At 66.7% G+C, this 16,928-nt stretch carries 16 protein-coding genes and 1 pseudogene; 14 read left to right on the forward strand and 3 right to left on the reverse strand.

Annotated elements, in window-relative coordinates:
* Window positions 1–7 precede the first annotated feature (7 nt).
* The 13 genes and pseudogenes from QTI04_RS23420 to QTI04_RS23480 all read left to right on the forward strand — a co-directional run bounded on the left by QTI04_RS23420 (window position 8) and on the right by QTI04_RS23480 (window position 13,283).
* Window positions 8–1,291: an amidohydrolase family protein gene (locus QTI04_RS23420; protein WP_286602273.1), complete on the forward strand. Its 1,284-nt coding sequence runs from the start codon at window positions 8–10 to the stop codon at window positions 1,289–1,291.
* The gene (locus tag QTI04_RS23425) at window positions 1,288–2,229 is read left to right on the forward strand and encodes a branched-chain amino acid ABC transporter permease (RefSeq protein WP_286602274.1); all 942 of its coding nucleotides are present in this window, start codon (window positions 1,288–1,290) and stop codon (window positions 2,227–2,229) included. Before QTI04_RS23420 ends, QTI04_RS23425 begins: the two co-directional genes overlap by 4 nt.
* 23 nt (window positions 2,230–2,252) lie before the next feature.
* On the forward strand, window positions 2,253–3,395 hold the full coding sequence (locus tag QTI04_RS23430) for a branched-chain amino acid ABC transporter permease (protein ID WP_286617731.1): 1,143 nt from the start codon (window positions 2,253–2,255) through the stop codon (window positions 3,393–3,395).
* A gap of 16 nt (window positions 3,396–3,411) precedes the next feature.
* Window positions 3,412–4,665, forward strand: a complete 1,254-nt coding sequence (locus QTI04_RS23435) for an ABC transporter substrate-binding protein (RefSeq protein ID WP_286617732.1) — start codon at window positions 3,412–3,414, stop codon at window positions 4,663–4,665.
* A 112-nt stretch (window positions 4,666–4,777) separates the two neighbouring features.
* Window positions 4,778–5,596, forward strand: a complete 819-nt coding sequence (locus QTI04_RS23440; RefSeq protein WP_286617733.1) for an ABC transporter ATP-binding protein — start codon at window positions 4,778–4,780, stop codon at window positions 5,594–5,596.
* Window positions 5,596–6,090: pseudogene (locus tag QTI04_RS23445) on the forward strand (ABC transporter ATP-binding protein); the annotation flags it as partial. The gene QTI04_RS23440 and the pseudogene QTI04_RS23445, both read left to right, overlap by 1 nt.
* A 531-nt stretch (window positions 6,091–6,621) precedes the next feature.
* On the forward strand, window positions 6,622–7,839 hold the full coding sequence (locus tag QTI04_RS23450) for a Tm-1-like ATP-binding domain-containing protein (RefSeq protein WP_286602340.1): 1,218 nt from the start codon (window positions 6,622–6,624) through the stop codon (window positions 7,837–7,839).
* A 28-nt stretch (window positions 7,840–7,867) separates the two neighbouring features.
* Window positions 7,868–8,698: a phosphoenolpyruvate hydrolase family protein gene (locus QTI04_RS23455; RefSeq protein WP_286602281.1), complete on the forward strand. Its 831-nt coding sequence runs from the start codon at window positions 7,868–7,870 to the stop codon at window positions 8,696–8,698.
* A 20-nt stretch (window positions 8,699–8,718) separates the two neighbouring features.
* Window positions 8,719–10,416: a flotillin family protein gene (locus QTI04_RS23460; protein WP_286602283.1), complete on the forward strand. Its 1,698-nt coding sequence runs from the start codon at window positions 8,719–8,721 to the stop codon at window positions 10,414–10,416.
* Between the two features lie 3 nt (window positions 10,417–10,419).
* Entirely contained in the window at window positions 10,420–10,860 is a 441-nt protein-coding gene (locus QTI04_RS23465; RefSeq protein WP_286617734.1) for an SRPBCC family protein, read from the forward strand.
* Window positions 10,860–12,341, forward strand: a complete 1,482-nt coding sequence (locus QTI04_RS23470) for an SRPBCC family protein (protein ID WP_286617735.1) — start codon at window positions 10,860–10,862, stop codon at window positions 12,339–12,341. The genes QTI04_RS23465 and QTI04_RS23470 overlap by 1 nt, the downstream gene beginning before the upstream one ends.
* 37 nt (window positions 12,342–12,378) lie before the next feature.
* Window positions 12,379–12,756: a VOC family protein gene (locus QTI04_RS23475; protein WP_286602288.1), complete on the forward strand. Its 378-nt coding sequence runs from the start codon at window positions 12,379–12,381 to the stop codon at window positions 12,754–12,756.
* Between the two features lie 164 nt (window positions 12,757–12,920).
* Window positions 12,921–13,283 carry a response regulator gene (locus QTI04_RS23480; RefSeq protein ID WP_286617736.1) on the forward strand — a complete coding sequence of 121 codons (363 nt, stop codon included), beginning with the start codon at window positions 12,921–12,923 and terminating at the stop codon, window positions 13,281–13,283.
* Between the two features lie 16 nt (window positions 13,284–13,299).
* Here the strand turns inward: QTI04_RS23480 and QTI04_RS23485 are convergent, their stop codons facing one another.
* On the reverse strand, window positions 13,300–13,587 hold the full coding sequence (locus QTI04_RS23485; protein WP_286602290.1) for a hypothetical protein: 288 nt from the start codon (window positions 13,585–13,587) through the stop codon (window positions 13,300–13,302).
* A gap of 279 nt (window positions 13,588–13,866) precedes the next feature.
* On the opposite strand from QTI04_RS23485, the gene QTI04_RS23490 reads away from it, so the two are divergent.
* On the forward strand, window positions 13,867–14,529 hold the full coding sequence (locus QTI04_RS23490; RefSeq protein ID WP_286602292.1) for an RICIN domain-containing protein: 663 nt from the start codon (window positions 13,867–13,869) through the stop codon (window positions 14,527–14,529).
* A gap of 20 nt (window positions 14,530–14,549) precedes the next feature.
* Here QTI04_RS23490 and QTI04_RS23495 read toward each other — a convergent pair whose 3' ends face one another.
* Window positions 14,550–15,080 (reverse strand): hypothetical protein, encoded by a 531-nt coding sequence (locus tag QTI04_RS23495; protein WP_286602294.1) that lies wholly within the window; start codon window positions 15,078–15,080, stop codon window positions 14,550–14,552.
* Between the two features lie 62 nt (window positions 15,081–15,142).
* Window positions 15,143–16,897: an alkaline phosphatase gene (locus tag QTI04_RS23500; RefSeq protein ID WP_286617737.1), complete on the reverse strand. Its 1,755-nt coding sequence runs from the start codon at window positions 16,895–16,897 to the stop codon at window positions 15,143–15,145.
* Window positions 16,898–16,928 lie beyond the last annotated feature (31 nt).

A 16,928-nucleotide genomic window follows, 5' to 3' on the forward strand; every position in this document is an offset into this window, starting at 1 on the left:
ATACGTCATGGCCGATGTCGTCTTCACCAACGTCCGCATCCTCGACGGCACGGGGCAGAACCCCTACACCGGCAGCGTACTCGTGCGCGGCAACCGCATCCGCCAGGTCGGGCGCAGTTCGGCACCCATCGCCCCCGGCGGCGCGACCGTGATCGACGGCGCAGGCGCCACACTCATGCCCGGCATGTGCGAGGCCCACACGCACTTCTCTTGGAACGACGCGGCCACGCTCTCGGCCATCCAGACCATGCCGCTCGAAGAGCACGTGCTGTGGTGCGCCAAGGTGGCGCGGCGCTATCTCCAGGCGGGCTTCACCTCCTGCGTCGGCGCCGCCTGCGCCAAGCCGCGCCTCGACGTGGTGATCCGCAACGCCATCAACGCGGGGCAGATTCCCGGCCCGCGCTACCTCGCCGCCAGCCAGGAGATCACGGTGCTCGGCGGCCTCGGCGACGAGACCTTGCCGCACCTGCCCTTCCCCGAGTTCAGCTTCGGCGTGAACATCTCCGGACCCGAGGAGATGCGCAAGGCCGTGCGCATGTTCCTCAAGTACGGGGTGGACTCTGTCAAGCTCAACCTCTCGGGCGACAACTTCACGCCCGATTCTCCCTCCGAGACGACCTGGATGATGGACGAGGAAGTCGAAGCCGCCATGCGCGAGGTGCGCATTCGCGGCAAGCGCGGCATCGCCCACGCGCGCTCGTCGGACAGCGTGAAGCAGGCGCTGCGCCACGGCATCGACCTGATCTACCACGCGAGCTTCGTCGACGACGAGGCGATCGACATGCTCGAGGCTGCGAAGGACCGCGTGTTCGTCGCACCGGGCATCGCGATCCTCTACGCGATGCTGCACGAGGCCGAGCCCTACGGCATCACGCGCGCCATGGCGGTCGACATGGGCTACGAGACCGAGTGGGAGGCGGCCTGCGTGTCGCTGTCGAAGATGCACAAGCGCGGCATTCGCGTGCTGCCGGGCGGCGACTACGGCTTCGCCTTCACGCCGCATTGCCAGAACGCCCGGGATCTGGAGTTCTTCGTCAAGTACCTCGGCTTCACACCGATGGAAGCGATCCGCTCGACCACGCTCTACGGCGGCCAGATCATGATGAAGCCGGACGAACTCGGTGTCATCAAGGACGGCTACCTGGCCGACATGCTGCTGGTCGACGGCGACCCGCTGGCCAATCTGTCGATCCTGCGCGACCCGAAGCGCATCCTCGCGGTGATGAAGGACGGCGAGTTCGCCAAGGCGCCGGAGATTGCCTCGCAGCGGGGCTGGGAGCGCGCCGCGTGAGCCGAAAGAACTGGGCGCTCCTGCTGCTGTTCGGCGTGCCGGTCGCGGTGTTCGCCGTCTGGGCGATCGTCGACAACGCCTCGCTGTTCTTCAAGACCCTCCTGAACGGACTCACGCTCGCTTCGCTGTACTTCCTCGTCGCGAGCGGCTTCACGCTGGTGTTCGGGCTGATGCGCAACGTCAACCTCGCGCATGGTTCGCTCTATCTTTTCGGGGCCTATGTCGGCTGGTACGTGGGCGAACACACCGGGTCATGGGTACTGGCGGTGATCGCGGGCTTTCTCGCAGCCGCCGTGATGGGCCTGCTCATGCAGGTGCTGGTGTTCCGCCACATGCAGGGGCAGGACCTGCGGCAGACGCTCGTCACGATAGGTCTGTCGATCGTGCTCGCGGACCTGATGCTCTGGGCCTGGGGTGCCGAGATCTACACCTTCGATCCGCCGTCATGGATCTACGGTTCGACCACGCTGCCGCTGGTCAACAAGTTCCCGACCTATCGCATCGTCGTGCTGATCGCCTCCATCGTGATCGGCGTCGGCCTGTGGCTGCTGCTCGCGCGCACCCGCATCGGCATGATGATCCGCGCCGGCGTGGATGACCGGGGGATGCTGGCGGCATCGGGCGTCAACGTGCAGCGCGTCTTCGCGCTGACCTTCGCCATCGGTGCGGGGTTGGCTGGACTGGCCGGCGTCGTGGGTGGCACCGCACTGTCGATCTCGCCGGGAGAGGACACGCGCTACCTGCTCGCATCGCTGGTCGTGGTGATCGTCGGCGGAATGGGCAGCGTGGTGGGCGCGGCCATCGGTGCGCTGCTGATCGGTCTGGCCGAGCAATTCGGCCTCGCCTACGCGCCGACCTACAGCGTAGTCTTCACCTTCGTGATCATGGTGGTCGCGCTGGCCTTCAAGCCGCGTGGGCTGATGGGGAAGAATTCGTGAGCGCGGCAAAGTGGCGGCGCGCCATGAACTCGTCGTCCGCCGCGGCGGCGGAGGCTGCGCGCGGCGTGCGCGATACGAGCCGGCCGACGGTCGTGCATTCCACCGCACAGGCGCTGCCCTCGCGCGGCGTCGCAACAGAGGCACGCTTCTCGAGTTGGTGGCGGTCCGTCGTGCGCGCCGTGAAGTGGCGTCACATCGCGGTCATCGTCTTCGTCTTTGCCTACCCGTTCTTCGCCACGCCCTTCTTCACTTTCCAGATCGGCGCGCAATCGCTGGCGCTCGGCCTCATCGCGCTGTCGCTGATCTTCCTCGGCGGCTACGGCGGCATGGTCTCGCTCGCGCAGATGACGGTCGCGGGCTTCGCGGCCTACATGCTGGCGATCTTCGGTACCAGCAGCAACGTGGCGATCAGTCTGGGATGGCCGTGGGGGCTGGCGCTCATCGTCGCGATCTCGCTGGCAACGCTGGTGGCCGCCGCCATCGGCTGGCTGTCGGTGCGCACCGAGGGCATCTACACCATCATGATCACGCTCGCGGTGGGTGTCGCCTTCTTCTACCTGGCGCAACAGAACTACACGGTCTTCAACGGCTTCCAGGGCTTCAGCCGCATCGCGGCGCCGACGGTCTTCGACCTGGACCTGGGCCGGCCGATGCCCTTCTACTTTCTGGTGCTCGCCTGCTCGCTGGCCGGCTACTTCTTTGTCAAGCACCTGATCCGCGCGCCCTTCGGCATCGCGCTGCAGGGCATCCGCGACAACCCGCGCCGCATGCAGGCGCTGGGCTACAACGTGACGGCGCATCGCGTCGGCGCCTACGCGGTGGCGGGCTTTCTCGCGGCGGTGGGCGGCATCCTGATGGTCTGGTACAACGGCCGCATCTCGCCCGGCACCGTCGGCGTCGGCGCGATGATCAACATCCTCATCATCGCCGTGCTCGGCGGCATGAAGCACCCCATCGGTGCCTTCATCGGCGCGATCGTCTTCGTGCTGCTGCAGAACTTCGCGATCGACCTGGTCGACCGCGAACGCTTCAATCTCGTGATCGGCGGGGTCTTCCTCGCGATCGTGCTGTTTTCACCCGACGGGTTGCTCGGCTTGTGGCAAAGCCTTCGCAACCGCCTGGGCTCCGCTTTCACCCACCGCGGCCATGGCCGCATTCATCGATGACAAGAAGGAGCGAGACATGAGCAAAGGCAAGAAATCGTTCGGGCGCAGCATCGTGGCTGCGGCAGCATTGGTCGCCCTGGGCGGCGTCGCGTATGCCCAGGAGACCTTGAAGATCGGGCTGCTGGCATCACTGGAAGGGCCGTTCGCGGCGCCCGGGCAGGACGGCATGCGCGGCGCGGACCTCGCGCTGAAGGAAAAGAACGGCATGGCCGGCGGCAAGAAGATCGAGTTCGTCAAGGTCTCCTCCGACGCGACACCCGACAAGGCCGTGAACTCCACGCGCAAGGCCGTCGAGCAGGACAAGGTGCAGATCATGATCGGCCCGCTGTCCGGCGACGAGGGCATCGCCGTCAAGAACTACGCGAAGACGCAGCCGAACATCACCTTCATCAACGGCTCGTCGGGCGCGCAGGCCGCGACCTGGGGCGACCCGGCGCCCAACTTCTACCGCTTCAACACCGAGGGTGCGCAGTGGATGGTGGGCCTGGGCGAGCATGCGCTCGCCAAGGGCTACAAGAAGACCTTCCTGATCGCGGAGGACTACGGATTCCCGTATTCGCAGGTGCAGGGCTTCATGGCCAGCTATTGCGCCAAGGGTGGCAAGGTGGTCGACAAGGCGTGGGTGCCGCTGGGCACCAAGGACTACGCCTCGGTGATCGCGAAGATCCCGAAGGACGTCGATGCGCTGGTCGTCGTGCTCGGCGGCTCGGACGCGGTGAACTTCCTCACGCAGTACGAGCAGGCGGGCGGCGACAAACCGATGGTGGGCGGCTCGATCACGGTCGACCAGACGGTGCTGAACTTCAAGGGCAAGCGCCGCGAATCGTTGCTTGGCACGGCTTCCGCCGGACCGATGGCCGATTCGATCGACACGCCGGAGTGGAAGAAGTTCGTGGCCGACTACAAGGCCAACTTCAAGGACGGCTTCCCCAGCCCGTCGCTCTTCGCCTACCTGTACTACATCAACACCAAGGCGGCGCTCGACGGACTCGATGCGGTCAAGGGCGATCTGTCGGGCGGACAGAAGGCGTATCGCGATGCGCTGCAGAAGACCAAATTCAACGGGCCAGCGGGCGTCGTGCAGATCGACGGCAACCGCAACGGCGTCGGTACCACCTACATCACGGAAGTGACAAAGGCACCCGATGGCTCGTTCTACAACAAGGTGGTGAAGTCAGTGCCGAACATCACGCAGACGCTGGGCCTGCCGGAAGAGGAGTTCAAGAAGATGGGCCTCGGTACGCGCGACGTGCCCGATTGCAGGAAATGAAGAGCACCCCCGTTGCTTGGTCACTGCGTGTAGCCGCCTCCCCCCTCGAGGGGGCAACACCTGCGGCCCGGCGAAGCCGGTTCCGCGGTGTTTCACGAAGGGGGCGCGCATAGTGGCCACGATCACCCCGCTCCGGCCGGCCGCTTCGCGCGGCCACGCGATCAGCGGCGCCGGCACGCAGTTGCTCTCGGGCGACGCGCTGCGGCTGGACGGGGTGACGCGTGCCTTCGGTGCGCTGCGTGCGGTCGATGACGTGTCGCTCACGGTCACGGCCGGGCAGAAGTACGCCATCCTCGGCTCCAACGGTGCAGGCAAGACCACGCTGTTCAACGCCATCACCGGCGACTTCCCGCCCACGGCCGGGCGCATTCATTTCTTCGGCGAGGACATCACCGACCTGCCGCCCCACGATCGCATCCGCAAGGGTCTGCGGCGCACCTACCAGTCCTCGCTGCTGTTTCGCGACCTGACGGTGCGCGACAACCTCTTTCTCGCGGTGCGCGGCGTGGCCAGCGGCCGGTTCAGCTTCCTGAGGGCGCGCGCGGGAAACGCCTCCACGCGGGCCACCAACGACCTGCTCGATCGCTCGCGCCTGAGCCACATCGCCGATGAAAGAGTCGCCAATCTCGCGCACGGGCAGCAGCGCCAGTTGGAGATCGGCATGGCGCTCGCCGGTGCGCCGCGCCTGATCCTGTTCGATGAGCCGGCCGCGGGCCTGTCGCCCGTCGAGCGGCGCGAACTGGTCGCGCTGCTGGGCTCACTGCCGGCGCACATGAGCTTCGTGCTGATCGAGCACGACCTCGACATCGCGCTGCGCGTGGTCGACCGGGTCACGGTCATGCACAACGGACGCACCCTGCGCACCGGCACGCCGGACGAGATCGAGAACGACGCGCAGGTGCAGGCAATCTACATGGGGAGCAAGCACTGATGGCATGGTTCGGCACCGATCGCAAGGCGGCCGCCAGCGGCGCGCCGGTGCTCGTCATCGAGTCGCTCGATGTGTTCTACGGCCGCGCCCATGCGCTGCAGGGGGTCAGCCTCGTGCTGGAACGCGGCGTGCTCGGCATCGTCGGGCGCAACGGCATGGGCAAGACCACGCTGTGCAACGCCATCACGGGGCTGGTGCCGGCGCGTGGCAGCGTCCGCCTTGCGGGCGAGGAGATCCTGGGCCTGGCGCCGAACGAGATCACGAAGCGCGGCATCGCCTACGTGCCACAGGGCCGCCGGGTGTGGGCTTCGCTGTCGGTCGACGAGACACTGCGGCTCGTCGCCAGCCGGCGACGCGAGGTCGACCGGGTCTATGCGATGTTCCCTCGGCTTGCGGAGCGGCGCGGCCATGGCGGTGCGCAGTTGTCGGGCGGCGAACAGCAGATGCTCGCCATCGGCCGCGCGCTGCTGCTCGACCCGAGGCTCCTCGTGATGGACGAGCCTACCGAAGGGCTGGCCCCCGTAATCGTCGATCAGGTCGCACAAGCGCTGCGCAACCTTGTGGCGGAAGGAAGCATCGCGGTGCTGCTGATCGAGCAAAACCTCGGTGTCGCGATGTCGGTGGCCGATCGCATCGGATTGATGGTCAACGGCCGCATCGCGCAAGAGATGCCGGCGTCGCAGCTCGCGGCCGATCGCGAGTTGCAGGAGCGCTTGCTCGGCGTGCGCTCGGGCGGTGCCGACGACGAGGTCGAGGGCACCGGCGCATCCGCCGAGGCCGAAGCGCCGGCGTCCACACAGGTCTTCACGGTCCGGCGCGCGCATGGCGACGGCGCGCCGTCGCTCGACGACTTGCCCCCCGCCACGGTGCGGGGGTTCACGCGGTGGAACGCGGGCGGCACCGCTGCCCCGGTTGCGGACATTGCCCGCGCGGCGCCGGCACCCACACCGACGCCTGTCGCATCACCTGCCGCATCCACGTCACCATCGCCCCGGGTCTTCGAGTTCCCCGTAGCCGTCGGCAGCGTGCGCTCCGCCTACGTCGCGGGCACCTTCGACACCAAGGGCCGCGAACTCGCCTTCCTGCGCCAATGTCTCGAAAAGCTGGGCATGCGCGTGGTGACCGTCGATCTCGCGACCTCCGGCAAACCATCTCCCGCCAGCATCCATCCACGCGAAGTGGCGCGCCATCACCCGCAAGGCGAATCGGCCGTCTTCAGCAACGACCGCGGCAGTGCGATGGCCTCGATGGCGCTCGCCTTTGAAGCCTTCCTCACCTCGCGGCGCGACCTCGGCGGGATCATCTCGGCCGGCGGCTCCGGCGGCACCTCGATGGCGACGCAGGCCATGCGCGCGCTGCCCATCGGCGTGCCCAAGATGATGGTCTCGACCATGGCCAGCGGCGACACGCGCCCCTACGTGGGGCCGAGCGACATCTGCATGATGTACTCGGTCACCGACGTGCAGGGCATTCACCGCATCAGCGAACTCGTGCTGACGAATGCGGCGAACGCGCTGGCCGGCATGATCGCGCACCCGCCCGTCACCTCGACGATCACCAGGCCGGCCATCGGCCTCACGATGTTCGGCGTGACCACGCCTTGCGTACAAGCGGTGACCCGACGGCTCGAAGACAGCTACGACTGCCTGGTGTTTCACGCCACCGGGGTCGGCGGCCAATCGATGGAGAAGCTCGCCGACTCGGGCCTGGTCGCGGGCGTGATCGACGTCTCGACGACGGAGATCGCGGACGAGATCGTCGGTGGCACCCTCTCGGCCGGCCCGACGCGGCTGGACGTGTTCGCGCAGCATGCCCTGCCCTACGTCGGCTCTTGCGGCGCGCTCGACATGGTCAACTTCGGCGCCTGGGACACGGTGCCCGAGCGCTTCAAGGGGCGCCGGCTATACCGCCACAACCCGACCGTGACGCTGATGCGCACCACGGCCGACGAATGCCGCGCCATCGGCGAATTCATCGCCACCAAGCTCAATGCGATGCGGGGCCCGGTTCGCTTCCTCATTCCCGAAGGCGGCGTGTCTGCCATCGACCGGCCCGGCCAGCCCTTTCACGACCCTGAGGCTGATCGGGCGCTTTTCACTTCAATTGAAAGTGGCTTCCGCACAGGCCCCGACCGCAAGCTGCTGCGGCTGCCGCTGCACATCAACGACGAAGCCTTCGCCGACGCGCTGGTCGGCGCATGGCACGAAGTGGCGCGCACGGCGCCGGGCGCGCGGCGCGCTTGAACAGCAACACGCGAGGAGACCGACGACCATGCCCCGCATCGCCCGATCGACACTGCTGCAGCGCTTCCGCGAGAAGATCGACGCCGGCCGGCCGATCATCGGCGGCGGCGCCGGGACCGGCCTGTCCGCCAAGTGCGAGGAAGCCGGCGGCATCGACCTCATCGTCATCTACAACTCGGGCCGCTACCGCATGGCCGGACGCGGCTCCCTCGCAGGGCTGATGGCCTACGGCAATGCCAACGAGATCGTCTGCGAAATGGCGCGCGAGGTGCTGCCGGTGGTCCGCCACACGCCCGTGCTCGCAGGCGTAAACGGCACCGACCCGTTCATGATCCCCGAAGAGTTCCTGAATCGGCTGGTCTCGCTCGGCTTCTCCGGGGTGCAGAACTTCCCGACGGTCGGGCTGATCGACGGCGTCTTTCGCGCCAACCTCGAAGAGACAGGCATGAGCTACGCGCAGGAGGTCGAGCTGATCGCCCGCGCCCGCGCGCTCGACCTGCTGACCACACCCTACGTCTTCAGCGAAGCCGATGCGCGCGCCATGGCCGAGGCCGGCGCCGACATCGTGGTGTGCCATCTCGGCCTGACGACGGGCGGTGCCATCGGCGCGGAAACCGCGCTCACGCTGGCCGACTGCGTGCCGCGCATCAACCAGTGGGCCGCCGCAGCGCATGCAGTGAAGCCCGATGCCATCGTGCTGTGCCACGGCGGCCCGATCGCCACGCCGGAGGACGCCCAGTACGTGCTCGCGCACTGCCCGTCTTGCGCCGGCTTCTACGGCGCAAGCTCGATGGAGCGCCTTCCGACCGAGACGGCCCTCACCGAGACCACGCGACGCTTTGTCCAGATCACGCGATAGATCAACAGGAGACGACACCCATGTCAGGCGCTCAATTCGGAAGTTTCATCCTCGGGCTGATCGTCGTTGCGATCGTCGTGGCGATCGCAGTGTGGCTGCTGCACTGGCTCTACCTGCGCAGCTCGAAGGAACGCGCCTTCGTGCGCACCGGCCTCGGCGGGCAGAAGGTGGTGCTGGGGGGCGGCGCCTTCGTGCTGCCCATCGTGCACGACGTGATCCCCGTCAACATGAACACGCTGCGCCTCGAAGTCAGCCGCGGGCGCGACAAGGCGCTCATCACCAAGGACCGCATGCGGGTCGACGTGATCGCCGAGTTCTACGTGCGCGTCGCCACCAACGAGGATGCCGTGGCGGCCGCCGCCCAGACGCTCGGCCTGCGCACCATGGAGCCGGAGCAGCTCAAGGAACTGGTCGAAGGCAAGTTCGTCGACGCCTTGCGCACCGCCGCCGCCGAAATGACCATGGAGGAACTGCATGAGAAGCGCGGTGCCTACGTGCGGCGCGTGCGCGACGCCGTGGCCGAAGACCTGACCAAGAACGGCCTCGAACTCGAAGCTGCTTCGCTGACGCAGCTCGACCAGACGGGCATGGAGTTCTTCAACCCCAGCAACGCCTTCGACGCCGAGGGCCTGACGCGTCTGACCGAACAGATCGAGCACCGCAAGAAGCAGCGCAACGACGTCGAGCAGGACACGCTCATCGCCATCCGCAACAAGAACCTCGAAGCCGAGAAGCTCTCCCTCGACATCGACCGCGAGAGCGAACACGCGCGCCTGGCGCAGCAGCGGGAGCTGGAGATGGCGCGCGCCCGCCAGCGCGCCGAGGTGTCGACCGAACGCGCGCAACGGGAGCAGGAAGCCGAGGGCGCGCAGATCTCCGCGAAGCAGACCATCGATACCGCACGCATCCGCTCCGAGCAGACCATCGAGGAGGAGCGCATCGGCAAGGAGCGTGCGATCCAGAGTGCGGAGATCGAACGCCGTCTGTCGCTCGAACTCGCGGAGCAGCAACGCGCGATCTCGATCGCCCGCGAGAGCAAGGCGCAGAGCGAAGCACAGGCCGAGGCCGAGGTGGCACGCGCCACGGCGGTGGCCGCGGAAGAAAAGGTCTTCACCGCGCGCGAGGTCGAGATGGCCGAACGCAAGAAGGCCATCGACCTGATCGCCGCGGCGCAGGTGGCCGAGCGCGATGCCTTGCGTCTCACGTCGTCGGCCCAGGCCGAGAGCGATGCAAGCGCGGCGCGCGGCGCAGCGATTCGTGCACAGGCCGAGGCCGATGCGGACGCCGACAAGATCCGCTCGTTGGCGATGAAGGTGCGCGCCGAGATCGAGGCCGACGCGGCGCGCATGATGAACGAATCGCACAACATGCTCTCCCCTGAGGCGCGCATGTCCGCGCTGCGCATGAAGTTGGTCGAGAAGGCCGAGGCGATCATCCGCGAATCGGTGCGGCCACTGGAGAACATCGAGGGCATCAAGATCCTGCATGTCGAGGGCCTCGGCGGATCGTCGGGCGACGGTGCCCGCAACGGCGACGGCGGCAACTTCGCCGACGGGCTGGTCAACTCCGCACTGCGCTTTCGCGCGCAGGCGCCGCTGGTGGACCAGCTCTTGCGCGAGATCGGCATCGAAGGCGGCGACATCCAGCGGCTGGTGGGCGACACCAGTGGCGCCCATGCCGCCCTGCCTGCCGGCGCGAAGAAGGAACGGCAGGAATAGCGCATGGTCAACGTCTATGTTTCGAGCGTCATCGACGCGAGCGCCGACAACGTGTGGTCGCGCGTGCGTGACTTCAACGGCATGCCACAGTGGCATCCGCTGATTGCCGACAGTCGCATCGAGAACGGACAGGCGGCCGATCGCGTTGGGTGCATCCGGCACTTCCACACACGCGACGGCGGGATGATCCGCGAGAAGCTGCTGGCCCTGTCGGACTATGAGTACAGCTGCACCTACGAGATCCTCGAAAGCCCGATGGGCGTGACTCACTACGTCGCCACACTCAAGCTCACGCCGGTGACCGACGGCACACGCTGCTTCGCCGAATGGAGTGCGGAGTTCGACTGCGAGCCGGGCCGCGAGGGGGAGCTGACGCAGTCGATCGGCCAGGACGTGTTCCAGGGCGGTTTCAACGCACTGAAGCTGCAGTTCGGCGGGCGCTGATGGCAGGCTTGCAGCGCGTCGTCCGCTCGACCGTCATCGACGCGCCGATCGAGCGCGTGTGGGCTGTGCTGCGCGACTTCAACAGCCACGATCAATGGCACGACGTCGTGGAACGCAGCCGTATCGAAGGCAACGAGCGCAGCGACCAGGTGGGCTGCGTGCGCAGCTTCACGCTGCGGGACGGCAACCGTATCCGTGAACAACTGCTGACGCTGTCGGACACCGAGCACAAGAGCACCTACTGCATCGTCGAAGCGACCTTGCCGCTTCAACGCTACGTGGCGACGGTGACGCTGAAGCCGGTGACCGATGGCAACCGGACCTTCTGGCATTGGGAATCGACCTTCGCGACGCCGCCCGGGATGGAACGCGAGCTGCGCGACACGGTGGCGCAGGGCGTGTATGAGGCTGGTTTCGAGAATCTGCGGCGGCACCTGCGGCAAGGAAGTGACCAGCGGGCGGCGGGTTCGGCTCCGATGCCCACTGCCATGCCCATGCCCACGCGCCGCGTCGGCATCGAACGCTACGGCGGCCCGGAGGAACTTCGGCCGCAAGACGGTGAGGCCGCCGCGCCGCGCGAAGGCGAAGTTCGTATCCTGCAGCGCGCCATCGGCGTCAACTTTCTCGACGTGTACCTGCGCCGCGGCTGGGTGCCGCAGATGCTGCCGGTCTCGGCTGCATTGCCCGGCGTTCCCGGCATGGAAGCGGCTGGGGCCGTGGTCGACGTCGGGGCACAGGTGTCGGGCTTTCTCCCAGGCGACCGCGTGGCCTACCTCGGCCCGGCGCCGGGCGCGTACTGCACCGTGCGCAACGTGCCGGCCGAATGGGTCATCCGTCTGCCCGCCGCCGTTGAGGACGACGCGGCCGCTGCGCTGCTGCTCAAGGGCATCACGGCCGACTATCTGCTGAACGACCTGGGGCGCGTGCAGCGTGGCACCCGGCTGCTGGTGCACGCGGCGGCCGGTGGCGTGGGCCTGCTCGTGTGCGCCTGGGCGCACCGGCTCGGCGCGGCGGTGATCGGCACCGTGTCGAGCGAGGAGAAAGCCCGCGTCGCACGCGAGTACGGCTGCGAACACGTGATCGTGACCCGCGACTACCGCTTTGCCGACGCCGTGCAGCGCACCTGCGGCGGCGCCGACGTGGTGATCGACGGCCTGGGCGATGCGGCCCGCGAGGAGAACCTCGCCGCCCTCGCCCGCCGCGGCCACTGGATCAGCCTCGGCCAGGCCAGTGGCCCTTTGACGCCGCTCGCACCCGATGCGCTGGTGGCGAAGTCGTTGAGCTTCTCGCGGCCCGTGGTGTTCGACTACGTGGCGACGCAAGCATCGCTCGCCGAGCGCGCGCAGCGCGTGTGGAACGCGCTAGCCGATGGCGCGATCAGGCTGCCGCCCATCGAACGCTTTTCACTCGAATCCGCTGCGCAGGCGCACGCGCGGCTCGAATCGCGCGGCAGCACTGGTGCGCTGGTGCTGTTGCCATGACCCCGCTCAAGACCCAGACCCGAACAGGAGATTCCCCATGATCGTCGGCATGAACCATTTCACCGTGACTGCGGAGGACGAGAAGAAGACGCTGGACTTCTATACCGGACTGCTGGGGCTAAAGGTGGGGCATAGGCCGGACCTCGGGTTTCCCGGGGCGTGGCTCTACGGGAGCGGTCCGCAGGCCGTGCTCCATCTGTACTTCGGGCGGCCGGTGCCCGAGCAGCGCACAGGGGTCATCGACCATATGGCTTTCACGGCGCAGGACTTGCGGGCAGTGAAAAAGCGCTTCGACGAAAGCGGCCTGAAGTACGACTTGCGACAGCAAGCAGGGGCCGGGATTTGGCAGTTGTTCTGCCTGGATCCGAATGGAGCGAAGGTGGAGTTGGACTTCGATGCATCGGAGAAGCCTTAGCGACGACCCAGCCCGGGCAGCACGTACGTGAATGCTGCGTGGCCGCCGGGATCGACGCCGCGTCGACGCGCGCTCACCATTCCCCCTGGAAAGGGCCGACAAGGTGGCATGTCTTTGGCGAGCCCGCGGCGCGTCGAGTCGGACGAGTCCCCTTGTCGAAGTTGATGCCAACCACTGCGTACGTCGTCGTCGCCAGTTCGCCCGATCGCGCATGGATCGCTTCGGCGCTCGCGCCCGGCGTGGTGGACGCCGTGGTGTTCCCGAATCACGATGCCGCGCAGATTGCCAACTTGCCCGATGGGCCAGCGGATTGCCTGATCCTCTCGGCCGATGAGGACGAAGCCTCGACGCTGCGGCTGGTGCGCGAACTCAGGCGCCTGGGAAGCGCCCTTCCCGTGATCGTCCTGGGTCCGCACACTGCGTTTCGCACCGCAGTGGAGATCGCGCAGTTGGACGCAACGGATTTTCTTGAGCGGCCTGTCAGCGTGCGGCAGCTCCGCGCCGCGATACGCCGGATCCTTCCATGAGCGTCGCTGGCAGCCGTCAGCGAAGCTTCGAAACGTCCAGTCCCTGAAGCGCACGGACAGCCTTCTGGACACCGTGGACGTCGCCGACCTCTGCAGCTGAGGTCATCTCCTGCAGCGCGGACTCGACGCGGCACGCCTGCTCGACGTCACGTCGGATTTGCGGTTGGATCTCGGCCCACAAGACGCTCATTTCCGCTACGTGGGCCTTCAACCCGCCGCTCCAGCGGGGATATTCGTCCGGTGCGATGCTGACTGCCACAGCGACACACGCCGCAAAGTCATCCAGGATTTCGAGAAATCCCACAGCGCTTCCTTTGGTGATCTTGTTGTCGCAACTGTATTCGTCTTGGCCTCAACGCGCCTCCGCCGCTTCCGGTGCATCTCAGGCGTACCCTTTCCATCGAAGTCTCGTGCTTCATCAGCCGCGCCGCAATAGCCCTTTGGGGCAGATGCGGCTGGGCGAAAGCACGCAGGACCATATTGACGCAAGCAGGCCAAAGGTTCAGTCTTGCCGTCCCGAGGCCCGTCGGCGATGTCGCAGTGGTTGAGGCATCGCGTCGGGGCGTCACGGACGGAGGTCGTCATGCATGCTGATCGCAATGCGCGCCGCAGTTCCAGGACGCGGCCCCTTGTCGCACTGGCCCTTGTCGCTGCGACCGCCCTTGCCGGAGCACCTCAGGCTGCGGTTGCCGACGTCCCCTACTTCTACGTCGTCAATTCGGGCACCCGCATGATGGCCGAGGTTCTTGGACGCCGTACCGACGATGGCGCACCGGTAGTCCTTTGGCCGAACTACGGCGGGCCGAGCCAACAGTTCAGCCTCAACCGGCTACCCCGGCCCGTCAATCCGGACTCCTCTCAGGACCAGTGGTTCATGCTGCAGGCAAGACATTCCGGCAAATGCCTGAAGACCAGCGGCCTCCAATCCGGAGCAGTGATCGTCCAGGAGACTTGCAGTGGCGACGCGTCCCAGATGTGGCGGCTGCGGATCATCGCCATGACAGCGGCGGAATGCACTGTTCGAAGTCAGTGCCTCATGGGACGGCGCACGGTCCTGGAGAACTATTACGGCCGCGGGCGTCGCTGCCTGGATGCGGCCCACGGCCACCTTCCAGGCATGCCCGAGCAAGGCGCGAGCTTGCAAGCCTGGGCATGCATCGCCGGATCCAGCGCACCCAACGCCGTCAACCAGGAGTGGGAACTGGTGGACGTGCAGGAATGGGACGCTGCGTTCGTCGTCAGGTGATGGCTCGGCAGGCCGCCTTTTCAGCGCTTTGGCGGTCGCGCAGGCAGCAGGTCGGCGTCATCCTCGATGGGAGGGTTTTCAAGCTCGGCAATGAACTGCTGCGTTGGACCCGATGTTGTTCGTTCGAGCACCCTTTGTCGCTCCCAGTCCTGCGTCTCCCTGATGCGTCGATCGCGATCCGCTCCACGTCGCCGCCATGCGATGAATGCGCCAATCAAGGCTGTGCAGGCGGAGAAGGCGAGAAAGCTGGCAGCGGCGACGATGGCGTTGATCCAGTCCGGAGGAGCTTTCCTCTCATAGATGAGCAAGGCAAAAATCCCAAGGCCCACCAAGCTCAGCGCCAGAGGTGGATAGAGGCGCGCGGGGTGCCTCCTTCGCACCGAGCGTCGGACCATCATCCCGAGTCCGAACAACGCCGCCGCCGCATAGAACACTGCCAACGCAGGCGCGCTCCCGGGCTTTGTTGCAAGCCCGCTGATCTCGTTCGCGGCCAACATTCCACAGACGAGCCATACGCCTAGCCATGCCATGCGTCCATCATCGATCGACATGTGCAGATCGAAGTGCCTGGTTGTAAGCGGAAGCACGTCTTTCGATGTCGCGGTTTGGGCGGCTAGACCGGCAGCACATCGAGGCCGCCTTCGCCGGGCAGGGCATGAAGGCTCATCGCGAGCCGTGCGCTGTAGTCGCGGCTCAGCACAGTGCTGATCTCCATGAAATCCGCGCGTGCCTCGGCGGGCGTCAGCGTGATCACGACGTAGCCGCGCTTGCTCGTCTCGGCATAGCGCAGGTCCTTCACCATCTTCGGAAAGGCATCGGACAGCACCGTGCTGCCGATGAGCGGCAGCACGCGCTCGAAGCCCGGTGACGAGATCGATGCGGTCGCGAACTCCACGCCCACACGCTGGCCGTTGCCGTCGGTCAGGTTACTCGCCCAGGCGTTGTGCGTGTCGCCGGCGAGCGAGACGAGGTTCTTGCCCATCGAATGCGCGGCAGCCAGTACGCTGTCTCGCGCGGCCGGGTACCCGTCCCATGCATCCAGGTTATAGGGGACACGCCGCTGCGCGAGCAGCGCTCGCTGCTCATCGTTGCGCAGCGGTTCGGGTGTCGTTTGCGCAAGAAGGAAGTCGCCCAGGGTCTCCGCGGTGAACGCGCTGGCAACGCTCAGCGGGATCTCCATGCGGGCCATCAGGACCTGTGAGCCGAGCAGCTGCCAGGTCGCACTGGAGGCGGTCATGCGCGTCGACAGCCAGGCAGACTGCTCGGAACCGAGGAGCTGGCGCGATGCCGCGGATGCACCGCCGGCGAGGTAACTATCGAGGTCCACCTGCTCGTCGCGGCCGATCAGGCGCGTATCGAGCATGTGCAGCGACGCGAGAGTGCCGAAGTCGAACGAGCGATAGATCTTCTGCGGATCGGCCGCATCCGGCATGCGGATGGGAAGCCATTCGCGAAATGCCTGCGTCGCTGCTGCGCGACGCGCGGCGAAGCTTCCCTCGTTGGCCGGATCATGGTTCTGGGCGCCACCGGACCATGCGTTGTTCGCGACATCGTGATCGTCCCACACCGCGATCACGGGCAGCTTCGCATGCAGCGCGACCAGGTCCGGGTCCGAGCGGTTCTGACGATGGCGCTGGCGATAGTCGTCGAGTGACAGGATCTCTCGCGACGGCGTCGATTCGCGGTCGATCGCGATCGCAAGTTGTGATGCGTAGCCCAGCACGCCGTACTCGTAGATGTAGTCGCCCAGGTGAAGCACGGCATCGATGTCAGTGCGCTTCGCGAGATCGGCGCAGACATTGAAGTAGCCTGCCGGGAAGTTCGAGCACGAGACGACAGCAAGCCGAACCTGCGACACGCTGCCGACCGGCAAAGTCTTGGTTCGTCCCACGGGCGAGGCCTCGGAACCAAGAAAGAAGCGATAGAAGTACACGCTCGCGGGCTGCAATCCGGTCGCGTCTACCTTGACGGTGTAATCCTGCTCGGGCCCGCTGCCGATCGTGCCTCGCGCGACGATGGCGCCGAAGTTGGAATCGCTCGCAACCTCCCAGGTCAGGTTGAGCGCCCCCGGGCTGGCGACCGTGACGCGGGTCCAGAGAATGACGCGATCGGACAGTGGGTCGCCGCTGCCGACTCCCTGGGCAAAGGTCGGCGTCGTCTCGGGCGGCGGCGCACCGCCCGTGCCGCCAAGGCCCGCACCGAATCCGCCACCGCCACCACCACCGCAGCCATACATGCTGACGCCGGTGCCCGCGAACATGGCGTAGAGGATCGCGTTGCGAATGAAACTTCGGCGCGAGGGTTCGGCCGAGGTGGCGTCGGGGGCCGGCTCTGGGGCCGGGGCATTCGGACCGGTGGCGTCGCGCATGGTTCGCTCCTTGAGCCCGACGAGCCGGTCA

This window comes from Variovorax sp. J22R115 (assembly GCF_030317005.1).
In the GTDB taxonomy this organism is placed as follows: Bacteria; Pseudomonadota; Gammaproteobacteria; order Burkholderiales; family Burkholderiaceae_C; genus Variovorax.

Excerpts from the sequence above, each read along its gene's own strand:
- QTI04_RS23420 (WP_286602273.1), top strand. The coding sequence starts at position 8 with ATGGCCGATGTCGTCTTCACCAACGTCCGCATCCTCGACGGCACGGGG.
- QTI04_RS23430 (WP_286617731.1), top strand. The coding sequence starts at position 2,253 with ATGAACTCGTCGTCCGCCGCGGCGGCGGAGGCTGCGCGCGGCGTGCGC.
- QTI04_RS23435 (WP_286617732.1), top strand. The coding sequence starts at position 3,412 with ATGAGCAAAGGCAAGAAATCGTTCGGGCGCAGCATCGTGGCTGCGGCA.
- QTI04_RS23455 (WP_286602281.1), top strand. The coding sequence starts at position 7,868 with ATGCCCCGCATCGCCCGATCGACACTGCTGCAGCGCTTCCGCGAGAAG.
- QTI04_RS23460 (WP_286602283.1), top strand. The coding sequence starts at position 8,719 with ATGTCAGGCGCTCAATTCGGAAGTTTCATCCTCGGGCTGATCGTCGTT.
- QTI04_RS23465 (WP_286617734.1), top strand. The coding sequence starts at position 10,420 with ATGGTCAACGTCTATGTTTCGAGCGTCATCGACGCGAGCGCCGACAAC.
- QTI04_RS23470 (WP_286617735.1), top strand. The coding sequence starts at position 10,860 with ATGGCAGGCTTGCAGCGCGTCGTCCGCTCGACCGTCATCGACGCGCCG.
- QTI04_RS23475 (WP_286602288.1), top strand. The coding sequence starts at position 12,379 with ATGATCGTCGGCATGAACCATTTCACCGTGACTGCGGAGGACGAGAAG.
- QTI04_RS23480 (WP_286617736.1), top strand. The coding sequence starts at position 12,921 with ATGCCAACCACTGCGTACGTCGTCGTCGCCAGTTCGCCCGATCGCGCA.
- QTI04_RS23490 (WP_286602292.1), top strand. The coding sequence starts at position 13,867 with ATGCATGCTGATCGCAATGCGCGCCGCAGTTCCAGGACGCGGCCCCTT.
- QTI04_RS23495 (WP_286602294.1), bottom strand. The coding sequence starts at position 15,080 with ATGTCGATCGATGATGGACGCATGGCATGGCTAGGCGTATGGCTCGTC.
- QTI04_RS23500 (WP_286617737.1), bottom strand. The coding sequence starts at position 16,897 with ATGCGCGACGCCACCGGTCCGAATGCCCCGGCCCCAGAGCCGGCCCCC.